This is a genomic window from Nocardia sp. NPDC051929, from assembly GCF_044548645.1.
In the GTDB taxonomy this organism is placed as follows: Bacteria; Actinomycetota; Actinomycetes; order Mycobacteriales; family Mycobacteriaceae; genus Nocardia; species Nocardia sichangensis.
This window is the reverse complement of the sequence record NZ_JBIUCG010000008.1, coordinates 284,423-294,539: the sequence shown is the minus strand read 5'-3', so window position 1 is coordinate 294,539 and position 10,117 is coordinate 284,423. Positions and strand designations below refer to the sequence as shown.

Sequence of the window (10,117 nt, the reverse complement as noted above, 5' to 3'; positions counted from 1 at the left end):
TGTTTTTATTGTTTTTTTTTTTTTTTTCGAATAACGATAAACAAACACCCCCACAACACACAAACACCCCCCCCCCCCCCCCGCCCCCGGCGCCGGGGGGGGGGGGGGGCCCCGGGGGGGGGGCCCCACCCCATCAACTACTTCGAAACACCCCCTAGGCGTCCTTGCCGCTCTCGTACGCGCTCTGACGGGCCTCGTCGAGATCTGCTTCCGCACGGGCCTTTTCGGCCTCGGCTTCCTTCTGCGCCGCCTCGCGCTGCGATTCGGCCTTGTCCTGCTGTGCGCGACCCTCTTTCTTCAGGTCCTCGTCACCGGTGACGACGCCAGCGGCTTCCTTCGCCTTCCCCTTGGCGTCCTCGACGACACCTTCGACAGCTTCCAGGGGTCCGCTCCGATGCTCGGGCATCACATACCTCCCAATTCCTTGTCGGCTGACATGGGTCGCATACCCGGGTCCGGCAGAGCCAATCACCTTGTGAGCGCTGCCACGGGTCGTCTTCCCTCGTTCCCGCGCGACCGCGACGCGAACAGCCGTACGAACCGCTGCCCGGAGCCCGCCAATTCCCGTAGGGATCCGGCCGCTCATCGAGCAATATCTTGCCGAGTCTTCGCGTTCCCCGGCAATGGCGTGCTCCGCGCGTGCGCCGCCGAATCGAATCGCGCACGCTCGCCACCATTCTTCCGGCATGTGTCAGCGCGGAGGTCAGTACCCGGAACGCGGCTCGAAACCGGGGTCTGGAAGGGAGGGCGGCTCCGCGGGCTGCTGCGGCGCGGGTCTGGGCTGCGGCGCGGCGGGCTGCGGCTGCGGCTGCGGCTGCGGCTGCGGCTGCGGGACGCGTACGCCGACAGGGGGCTCGGCCAAGGGTTCCGGCGCGTCGGGTTCCGGCAGAGCCGCCTCCGAAACAGAAGCCTCCGGAGGCGCCGAAGCGATCGGCGACACCGGCGCGGGCGCCGCGGCGGACGTCGGACTCGTGGCCGACGTCGACGCTGCCGGTGCGGCGGGCTCCGACTCCGACGGCTGCGCGCATCCGCCGATCGCGAGCGCGACGATGCCCAACGCGAGCGGCAACCGACGGGATTCGGATCGGAGAGCAGGCACGAGGCAACGCTAGTGCCGGCGCGGTACCCACGGCAGTCGGCCGTTCGACCGACAGCGGCGGGCGGCGGCCCGACGCGATACTGGAACCTCCTGTGCCGTCGAAAGATTGGGTGTGCGATGAGATCCGTCCGAGGTAGGTCGATGGCCACCGCGGCGCTCGTTGCGATCTCGTTGCTCGCCCTGCCCTCCGGCACGACCGCCACGGCCGATCCGGCCGGCGCCGCGACGCTGGTCGTCCTCGGCGACTCGTTCACCGCCACCGCGCCCGTCCTCGGCCACGCCGACGACGGGTGCGCTCGGTCACCGAACTCTTGGCCGAACAAACTCGCCATATCGACAAGACTCTCCGGCACCGCCGGATTCGTAGACGTGTCCTGCAACGGCGGCACGATCGACACCGGGAACGGCTGGACGCTCGTGCATCAGACGCGAAAGGCCCACGCGCAGGGCGCGTTCGGGTCCGATACACGTGCCGTCCTGATCCAAGCGGGCCTGAACGACATCTGGGGTGCGTCGAGCGGGACCGCGTTTCCCTCGACCGACTGCCTCCTCGACATCGTCGAGGGGTGCGGGCTCGACGCGGCTGAGCAGAACCGGCTGCCCGACTACCACGCGGTGACCGGCGCGACCTACGCGGACCGCGTACGCGAGGTCGTCACGTTCGTGCGTTACTACGCCCCGAACGCGCGGGTGGCGCTCGTCGGATACCCGGAGATCTTTCCCCCGGGGCAGCCCGCGGCATGCATGGATCTCGCCGTGGTCGGACGGGTCGTCCAGCCGCGCGCGGAAGGCTACATCGCTTATCTCGATCGCCTGCAGGACGCGCAACGTGCCGCCGCGCAGCTGCTCGGCATCGAGTTCGTCGACGTGCGCGCGATCACCGCGGGGCACGCCAGTTGCTCGGAGGAGCCGTGGATCAGCGGGCTCGCAGGCGCGGACTCGCCGTTCGACGGCGCCCCGGTGCACCCCAACGCGCAGGGCAACGGCGCCGTCGCCGTGCAGGTGCGCCAGCGGTTCGGGCTCTGAGCGCGACGCACGGCCCGCCCATGCCGTCCGACTATCGTCCGGCCGTTGAGCTGCCCGCGCTCACCGGCGCGAGGTGGTGGGCGGCTTTCGCCGTCTTCGTCCTGCACGCGTTGGTCTTCATCCCGGCCTATCCGTTCCAGAAGTCGGAGCTGTTCCGCACCATTCACACTTTTGCTCCGATGCAGCAGGGCGCTGCGGGGGTGACCTTCTTCTTCGTGCTCTCCGGCTTCGTCATCTACTGGTCGTTTCGCGAAGGTATGCCGGTGCGGTTGTTCTATCGCCGCCGAATTCTGAAGATCTACCCGACCCATCTGGTCGCTGTGCTGGTGTTCGTGGTCGCGGCAGGCGTCCCGCTCGGCCGTGCGGTGGTGTGGGCGCCGAATGTCCTGCTCGTGCACACCTGGGTGCCGAAGTGGACCACCGTGGGCGGGCTCAACGTCCCGTCCTGGTCGCTGTGCGCGGAGTTGCTGTTCTACTTCAGCTTTCCCCTGGCCTACCCGATGGTCGCGCGTATTCCGCGACGCGGGCTGTGGTGGGCGGTGGCGGCGCTGCTGGTCGCGATCCTGGCGTTGCACACCGGTTTCTACCTGTGGACTGACGGCCCCAAGGGCATCGCCAACACCTTCGCGCCGAGGCTGCTGCGCGGCGATGTCTCGCCCGAGTTCGAAATTCACGCCTCACCACAATGGTTCGCGCAGCCCGATATTCCGATCCCGACGTCATATTGGCTCAGTTACCCTTTCCCGGCATCACGACTGCCGGAGTTCTACCTCGGAGTCATCGCCGCCCGTCTCGTCGCCGAAGGTCTCTGGCGCAATACGCGGCTGACCACACCGTTGACAGCGCTGGTCCTCGCCTACGGCGCCACCTGGTTCGTCCCGGTGAACTACAAGATGTCCGCACTTCTGGTGGCGCCGATGACGGCGGTGATAGCCACCTTGGCCGCCCGGGACCTGGCGGGAATCTCCGGCCTCAATGCCAGACGGCCGCTGGTCTGGCTCGGTGACATCTCGTACGCGTTCTACATGATCCAGTTTCCGGTCATGGTGATCGTCACCCGGCTGTTCATCGGCGGGCACCGCTACTCGATCGGCGGCTGGGCGTTGTGGGCGACAGTCGTACTGGTCGTATCGATCCTCGCCGCGGCGGCCATCTACCACGGAATGGACCGGCCCATCATGCGACGCTTCGCCGGACGCCCACCTGGTGACCGGCCACGTCGTGCGGCCACCGCTGCGGATCAGCCGCCGATCAGCGTGCGCGCGAAACCGTAGGCGATCTCGTTCGCGGGCCGCCCGCCCGCGGGCCCGTCGCGCAGTGTGCACAACACGATGACGGTGATATCGGTGACCGGGTCATAGCCCATGAACGTCTGGAACCCGGGGATCGCCCCGTCGTGGCCGAGCAGCGGTCCGAACGACTCGAGTCCGAGACCGTAGTGGATGTCCGCCGGATCGCTCCGGCTCAACGGAGCCGCGCTGTCGAGGCGCTGCGCCTGGAGCGGGGGCCCGAGCAGGCGGTCGCCACCGACCAGCTCGCGCACGTAGGCAGCCAGATCCGCCGCGGTCGAGATCGCCGCGCCCGCGGCCCCGATCCACGAGGGATCCAGGTTCGTCACGTCGGTCGGCAGTAGTGATCCCGCGCGAGCCGCGGCGAGCTGGTCGTCGGGCAACCGCGGTGACGTGAGCGCGGACTCGTTGGTGCCGTAGAGGTATCCGTGCGGGGACGGCATGGGTAGGGACGCGTCGCCGAGGGCTGGGAACGACGTGTTCGTCAGGCCGAGCGGAACGAAGATGCGATTCGTCAGCAGCGAGCGGATGTCCTCACCGGTTATCTGCTCGAGCACCGAGGCCAACAGAATCGTATTGGTATTCGAATAGCGGAACTCGGCATCGGGGGCGAAATACGGCGGCGACGAGAACCCCAGCCGCAGCAGCTCTTCCGGCTCCCACGTGCGCCCCGGGTCGTCGTCCATCGCTCGTGCGAGCTGAGGTGCTTCGTTATAGCTGAACAACCCGCTGCGCATGTTCAGCAGCTCGGCGATCGTGATGCCGGCGCCGTTCGGAACGCCGCGCCGGTACTTCGACACCGGATCATCGAGGGCCAGTCTGCCCTCCCCGACCAGCTGCAGCGCGACCGTGCCGACCATCGTCTTGGTGGTGGAACCTACGCGAAAGAAGTCGTCGACGGTCACCGGATCGCTCCGCCCGACCGTTCGCGTGCCGAAAGCCTGTCGCCACACGGTGTCCCGCGTCCGCACGTAGACCACCGCGCCCGGAACGAGGTGCGCGTCGAGCACTCCGCGCACGATGGGCTCCAGCGTGCGACCGAGAGCGGTGGAGTCCCCGGCGCTCACCGGGTTGTCACGCGCCCCGGGCTCGGACCCGCCGCCCACGACCACGACGGTGGCGTATGCGACGACGACTGCCACCATGAGCCGCGGCCATCGGCTTCTTCCATGGCGGAAGCTGTGCGTCGCCATCAGTCACCGATCACGGACACTGTGCCGTCGCTGAAGTTCGTGACGTAGACGGTCCGGTTGCCCGGATCGACGACGACACCGTGCGGGCGGCTCCCCACTCGAATCGAGCTGTCGGGCTTTCCGGTCCGGGTGTCGATCAGAGAAACAGCGCTGGCAGTACGCACATCGTCGAGGCCGTGGTTGGTGACGTACACCGTCTTCCGCGGCCCGTCCACCGCCACGCCGACCGGTCCGAGCCCGACGCGCAATGTCGCGGTGACCGCGCGGGTTCGAATGTCGATTACCGATACGGTGCCGTCGGCATGATTGGTGACGTACGCGGTGCGCGTGTCGGAGTCGACCGCCACGCCCCAAGGTTGATTCCCGACATTGATCGTGGCCGCTACGACCGGTAGGGCGGGGTCGATCACCGACACCGTGTGGTCGACGGCGCCGGGCGGACCGGCGTTGGCGACGAAGACGCTGTGCGAACTCGGGTCGACGGCCACGCCGTACGGATGGCTACCGACCCGGATCGTCGCGGTGACCACCCTGGATCGGGTGTCGATCACCGACACCGTGTCGGCCTCGAAATTCGTGACGAAAGCGGTGTGAGAGGCGGAGTCGACGGCGATGCCGTACGGCCCCGCGCCCACGGGGATACTTCCCGCAAAAGACCCATTGCGCGTGTTGATCAGTAACACGGAGGCGCTTCCGGCATTCGTGACATAGGCGAGCCCCGCCGCCGAATCTATGGCGACCGCGGTCGGCTTCACCATTCCCGGTGCCGTAACCACTCCGGTGACATTCGTCTTCGTGTCGATCACCGAGACCGAATTGCCTGCGCTGTTGGTAACGAACAAGTTCGCGCTGGTCGGATCGATCGCGACGCCCCAGGGTTGCGCGCCCACGGCGATCGTGGCGGTCACCGAGGTCGGTCCGGTCGCCACGGCCGCCGCGCGGTTGCCCGCGGCGCTCGGACCGCTGTCGCCGGACATCTTGCCGGCCAGAAAGCCGACGACGACAACAAGGAGAGCGAGCGCGGAGATCACCTTTACCCGAGTCGGAATCCGAGGCGCCCACGGGCGGCGGCCAGCGGGCGGCGGCATGATCACCGGTGGTGCCGGTGTGACGATGGCGGGCGCCACCGCTCCGCGCGGCGGTGTGGTCCGTGGCGGAGGCGACGGCGCGCGGGTGGCGGCGCGCGCCGCGGCCTGGGACAACGCGGGCAACCAGTCCCCCGGCCGGGGCCGCTGCGCCGGTACGGGCGACAGGGCCGCGCCGACGAGTCCCCGCACCGGAGCGGGCACGGCGGCGGGCAGCCGGTTCGGATCGCGGGTGCTCTGGTCTCCGGCCAGCAGCCGCAGCGCGAGCAACCCGAACTTGTAGGCATCCGATCGCGCGGTCGCCAGTTCCTCTCCGGGATTGACCACCTCGACCTCCCAGTCCGGAGTCTCGACTTGCGCCGAGACCGACCGGGACCGCAGCCGCATGGCATCGCAGTCGATGAAGTACACCTTCCGATCCGGCTGTAACGAGAACAGCAGGTTCTTCGGTGACAGGTCGCCGACCGCGATGTCGTGGCGGTGCAGAATCGTCAGCGCTTCGGCGGCTTCGGCCAGCAACTCGTAGCGGTGCCGGTCGGTCAGCGGAATGCCGCGCCGCGCCAGGAAACTGTCACCGTTGAGCAGATGCTGGAACTCCGCGGTCTTCGACTGCACTGCCGAGGACATGGTCATCTTGATGAAGAACTCGTCCGGAATCGCGGGCATCACGAACCCGGTCACCTGGGCGGAGTTGTCCGCCTCGACCAGCCTGCACGGCCACGCGACCCGGGAGAGCAGGTCCATGCCCTCCGCGAAGGGCAGCGATTCGAGGTAGGCGGGCATCTCCTCCAACACGTCGACCGCCACATTCGCCAGCACGACGGGTTTGTATTCCTTGTACACCACCGCTTTCGCGTACCGCATGCGCGCGCTCGGCGCGCTGAAGACCACCCCTTGACCACCGGCCGCCAGCTTGGTCAACGGGCCGAGCTGACCCACCTTCACTCGCTGCTGCGTCACTGCCGATCCCGTCAGTTCACCCTCGGCCAGATGGCCACCAATGTCCGGTCGTCGTCGAATGTCTCCCGCGAGAAATCCAGGGTGTGCGCGAATTCCAGGTGCGACGGCACCCGCCCGGCGAGCACCGAGGCGAACAATGCCCCGACCTCGCCGTCGCCGCCGCCGAGCGGATCGCCGAATCCGTCGGTGCCGACCAGCAACACCTGGCCAGGCTCGACGGTCACCGAGATGGGCTCGACTTCGTTCGGAACTCTGGGCAGCCCGCTCACCGCGGAGGAGGTCAACCCGGAGTCCGACGACTGCTTGCCGCCGAGTACCGGGACGAAACGCTCGTCCGACAGCAACCAGGCACCGGAGTCGCCGACACCGGCCAGCACCGCGGACAACGCACCGTCGGCGTCGCTCTCACACACCACACACGTCAGCGTCGTCGCCAGCACCTGCTCGGCCTGCTCGGCATCGGCCTGCGCCAGCGACAGCACAGCGGCGGCGCGCTCGGTCAGCATCCACGCGGTGTTCTGGAACAGCGATTGCCATCCGATGTCGCCGAGCGCCTCCACTGGCTGCTCTTCCAGCCACTGGGTGGCGTAGCGCACGGCGGTGGTCGAGCCGATGTGCGAATACCGCGCCGCGGACACTCCGTCGGCCACCGCGACGATCAGTCGATCACGATCCGGCGCCGCGGTGACCGCGAAATCGTCCTGACGGGGTACGCCGTTGTATCGGTGCAGGTAACCACGCACCGATGCCGCGCGAACGGTGAACGGTCCGCGTGACCATCCGTCGATCATGGTGTCCGCGCGGTACGGATTCCTGCCGTACTCGGTGCCGATGGCCTTCGCCTCGAACGCCGGTGTGGGGGCGCCGACGACGATCGGCTCGCTCGCCGGGCGGCTCGGAAGGGTGGGTCCGATCGCCTCGTCCGCCGGTGCCGGGTTCACGATGACAGCCGGATCCGCGGGCACCGGATCATCCGGCAAGCGCTTGCCCCGCTTGCTCAGGAAGCCCATCACACCGTGTCCACGGCGAGCGAGACGAAATTATCGGGTTTCTCCACTTGCAGCGTCGCCTGTCCCGTCGCCAACGCCTGGCCCGAATTGATCACCGACTGCGTCAGCGCCGTGATGAATTTCGAGATCGCGACGCCGGTGTCGGTGCCGGCCGCGGTGATGAACGCGTACTGCGGGTTGGTCGCCACCCGCCGGATCACATCGGCGTCGGCCTGGCCGATGCCGAACGCCAGAATGTTCGGCCGGGCCGCGAAACTCGTCAGCCGCGCGTGCTCGGTCTCCCAGCCCTCGCCAGGATTCGGCGCACCGTCGGTGAGGAAGAACACGGCGGGTCGATTGACCAGGTAGCCGGCGGACTTCAGCGCGGCGATGTCGCGCGGTATCCGGTTGGTCAATTCGGCGAACGCCGCCGCGAACGACGTCGAACCGCGCGCCCGCAGTTCCGGCATGGCTTCCAGATTTCGCAGATCGGTCGGTTCCAAATGACAGACCGCGGTATCGGAGAACCCGAGCACACAGAAACGCACCTTCGCCGCGGCCATGGATTCGCCCTGCAAGGTGTCGAGCAAGCTGGACAGGCCCGCGTTCAGATCCGCCACATCGTCGACCATCGAATACGATTCGTCCGCGACGAAATATACCGGAAGAATTGTCGCCTTCGGTTCACTCATCAGGTGCCACTCCCTTTCACCCCGCCACCCGGGCGTGCCAATGCTACCGGGGCAAACGGTAATTCACTGTCGACCGTTCGACCGACAAATCCCTGCGCCCCAAAGGTTTTCCTCCGCGCCACCCGAATCGCCGGCGTCAGCGCATTTCCACTCCGCGATATCCACGCCGCCACGCCGCCGTTTGCCCGACTGCCCGCCGAGGCCGTGGTCACAGGTCATCGATGCCGATCAGCGCGTCCTGCAATGCGCGGGCCACGAGAGCGGCTTTCGTCGGCGCGGGCCGGCCGACCGCTGCGTACTTGTCCCTGATCCGGGCCAGGTGGGTGTTCACCGTTCCCAGCGAGATATACAGCCGTCGAGCGACTTCCACCTTCGAGTCCGACGCTATCCACGCCAGCAGTACCTCGATCTCCCTGCTGCTCAGCGCCGGACGCTTCCGCGGCACCAATGTCGGGGGCAGCGCATCGTCTCTGTGATCGAACGTGACACTCATGAACCATTTCCTTTACAAGAATTCATCGCACGCGCCTACCGCCGACCGAACAGATCACGCACACATACCCGCACGAGGGCAACGGTGGCGACGAAGAGCGCGAAAAATATCAACGCACGCGAGAGATCGCCGGAGTTCCCGGATTCGGCCGTGTACGCGGACTGGCCGTAGACGAAGAAGCCCACGTCGAGTAACAGCAATCCCGCGAGCACGTACCACGTCCAGACGCGTCGGCGGGGGCCTTGGTGAATATTGATGTTCTGCCGACCGCCGTTGTTGGCGTAGATGCTGCTGCCGTTGTTGGCCTGATTGATCTGATTGTTCGTGTTGGGATTGTTGTTCGGTCCCGGCGACGGGTGCATCGTCATCTCCTGTGATGGCCGCCCAGCCAGATGTTCTGGGTTCCGTTCTGATTGGCGTGTACGACACTGCCGTCCTTCGCCACGTTGATCTGATTGTTCTGCGGGCCCTGCTGCGCCGCGCGGTCCGGCCCGTCCGGCCGGATGTCGGCCCCCGGAGCAAGGTGCCGGAGCAGACCGCGGACGTCTTCCTCGACCGTTCGGTACCGAATATGCCAGTATTGCGATTGCGATAGCGCGCGAATATCCGCCGGAAGCTGGTCCGGGCTCGGCAACGACGTGTCGTCCAGCAGAACGGGGACGACCGGTATCCCGCGCGCGAACGCGGTAACGAGTTCCATACGCACCCAGTCCCGATCGTCATCGATGCGACGGAGTCCGCGTTCGTCACGTGCGTCGAGCCAATACGAGCCGATCACCGACACCATCGTGTCGCATTCCTCGAGCGCACGGCGGATCCTGCGCGCGTACAACCTACCCAGGGCCAACGAATCCACGTCCCGGAAGACACGCGCCCTGCCGAGGTGTCGTGCCATCTGCTTCGATATCTCGTTGACCGCGTAGACGCTGTCAACGATGCGGTAGTTCAGGAATATTTCCATCAGTTGACCCGATTCTCGAGGACGATTTATCGAGCGCAGTGCTGCGCGATTGCGAATAGATGCCGCGGATGACGGAGCGATTTGGATGAACCGACCAGTTCGTTGCACCCCCGAGTAACATCCTTCGGATGCCTCACGGTCGCGAATCTCGTCCTCGAGCGAAACACCACGGTTTTCAGAGAACAGTCTGCACCCGGACCGAACTCTGAGCGACTCGAACAGCAAACGTTCGGTCATATATCCGACCGCGTGTATCCCCTGACCGCCGGATCGAAAGGTTCTGGTTGGTTTATTTCCCCATTATGGTCGACTCGCCCTCCCGGCCGGCGC

At 66.7% G+C, this 10,117-nt stretch carries 11 protein-coding genes; 2 read left to right on the top strand and 9 right to left on the bottom strand.

All coding sequences use genetic code 11. The annotated features are described in order from the left end of the window. Nucleotides 1-154: 154 nt before the first annotated feature. Both ACIHAX_RS13080 and ACIHAX_RS13075 read right to left on the bottom strand, forming a co-directional pair. The gene (locus ACIHAX_RS13080; RefSeq protein WP_039804891.1) at nucleotides 155-406 is read right to left on the bottom strand and encodes a CsbD family protein; all 252 of its coding nucleotides are present in this window, start codon (nucleotides 404-406) and stop codon (nucleotides 155-157) included. A 297-nt stretch (nucleotides 407-703) separates the two neighbouring features. After that, nucleotides 704-1,099 (bottom strand): hypothetical protein, encoded by a 396-nt coding sequence (locus tag ACIHAX_RS13075; protein WP_397277459.1) that lies wholly within the window; start codon nucleotides 1,097-1,099, stop codon nucleotides 704-706. 141 nt (nucleotides 1,100-1,240) lie between these two features. On the opposite strand from ACIHAX_RS13075, the gene ACIHAX_RS13070 reads away from it, so the two are divergent. Continuing rightward, the gene (locus tag ACIHAX_RS13070) at nucleotides 1,241-2,125 is read left to right on the top strand and encodes an SGNH/GDSL hydrolase family protein (protein ID WP_397277457.1); all 885 of its coding nucleotides are present in this window, start codon (nucleotides 1,241-1,243) and stop codon (nucleotides 2,123-2,125) included. 20 nt (nucleotides 2,126-2,145) lie between these two features. Further along, complete coding sequence (locus ACIHAX_RS13065) at nucleotides 2,146-3,399, top strand: acyltransferase family protein (RefSeq protein WP_397277455.1); 1,254 nt, start codon at nucleotides 2,146-2,148, stop codon at nucleotides 3,397-3,399. On the opposite strand, the gene ACIHAX_RS13060 is transcribed toward ACIHAX_RS13065, so the two are convergent. From ACIHAX_RS13060 to ACIHAX_RS13030, 7 genes are all read right to left on the bottom strand, one after another. Continuing rightward, complete coding sequence (locus tag ACIHAX_RS13060) at nucleotides 3,366-4,559, bottom strand: serine hydrolase domain-containing protein (protein ID WP_397277453.1); 1,194 nt, start codon at nucleotides 4,557-4,559, stop codon at nucleotides 3,366-3,368. The two genes, ACIHAX_RS13065 and ACIHAX_RS13060, sit on opposite strands and share 34 nt — an antisense overlap. Nucleotides 4,560-4,606: 47 nt before the next feature. Further along, nucleotides 4,607-6,652: a hypothetical protein gene (locus tag ACIHAX_RS13055; RefSeq protein ID WP_397277451.1), complete on the bottom strand. Its 2,046-nt coding sequence runs from the start codon at nucleotides 6,650-6,652 to the stop codon at nucleotides 4,607-4,609. An 11-nt stretch (nucleotides 6,653-6,663) separates the two neighbouring features. Beyond that, entirely contained in the window at nucleotides 6,664-7,662 is a 999-nt protein-coding gene (locus ACIHAX_RS13050; protein WP_356965220.1) for a protein phosphatase 2C domain-containing protein, read from the bottom strand. Then, nucleotides 7,662-8,333 carry a VWA domain-containing protein gene (locus ACIHAX_RS13045; protein WP_355072540.1) on the bottom strand — a complete coding sequence of 224 codons (672 nt, stop codon included), beginning with the start codon at nucleotides 8,331-8,333 and terminating at the stop codon, nucleotides 7,662-7,664. Before ACIHAX_RS13045 ends, ACIHAX_RS13050 begins: the two co-directional genes overlap by 1 nt. A gap of 208 nt (nucleotides 8,334-8,541) precedes the next feature. Further along, nucleotides 8,542-8,826, bottom strand: coding sequence for a helix-turn-helix transcriptional regulator (locus ACIHAX_RS13040; RefSeq protein WP_364427463.1), 285 nt, complete (start codon nucleotides 8,824-8,826; stop codon nucleotides 8,542-8,544). Between the two features lie 35 nt (nucleotides 8,827-8,861). After that, complete coding sequence (locus ACIHAX_RS13035) at nucleotides 8,862-9,188, bottom strand: hypothetical protein (protein ID WP_355072537.1); 327 nt, start codon at nucleotides 9,186-9,188, stop codon at nucleotides 8,862-8,864. 2 nt (nucleotides 9,189-9,190) lie between these two features. Next, nucleotides 9,191-10,024 (bottom strand): toll/interleukin-1 receptor domain-containing protein, encoded by an 834-nt coding sequence (locus ACIHAX_RS13030; RefSeq protein WP_397277449.1) that lies wholly within the window; start codon nucleotides 10,022-10,024, stop codon nucleotides 9,191-9,193. Between the last annotated feature and the right edge of the window lie 93 nt (nucleotides 10,025-10,117).

Excerpts from the sequence above, each read along its gene's own strand:
- ACIHAX_RS13065 (WP_397277455.1), top strand. The coding sequence starts at position 2,146 with ATGCCGTCCGACTATCGTCCGGCCGTTGAGCTGCCCGCGCTCACCGGC.
- ACIHAX_RS13035 (WP_355072537.1), bottom strand. The coding sequence starts at position 9,188 with ATGCACCCGTCGCCGGGACCGAACAACAATCCCAACACGAACAATCAG.
- ACIHAX_RS13060 (WP_397277453.1), bottom strand. The coding sequence starts at position 4,559 with ATGGTGGCAGTCGTCGTCGCATACGCCACCGTCGTGGTCGTGGGCGGC.
- ACIHAX_RS13040 (WP_364427463.1), bottom strand. The coding sequence starts at position 8,826 with ATGAGTGTCACGTTCGATCACAGAGACGATGCGCTGCCCCCGACATTG.
- ACIHAX_RS13030 (WP_397277449.1), bottom strand. The coding sequence starts at position 10,024 with ATGACCGAACGTTTGCTGTTCGAGTCGCTCAGAGTTCGGTCCGGGTGC.
- ACIHAX_RS13045 (WP_355072540.1), bottom strand. The coding sequence starts at position 8,333 with ATGAGTGAACCGAAGGCGACAATTCTTCCGGTATATTTCGTCGCGGAC.
- ACIHAX_RS13050 (WP_356965220.1), bottom strand. The coding sequence starts at position 7,662 with ATGGGCTTCCTGAGCAAGCGGGGCAAGCGCTTGCCGGATGATCCGGTG.
- ACIHAX_RS13080 (WP_039804891.1), bottom strand. The coding sequence starts at position 406 with ATGCCCGAGCATCGGAGCGGACCCCTGGAAGCTGTCGAAGGTGTCGTC.
- ACIHAX_RS13070 (WP_397277457.1), top strand. The coding sequence starts at position 1,241 with ATGGCCACCGCGGCGCTCGTTGCGATCTCGTTGCTCGCCCTGCCCTCC.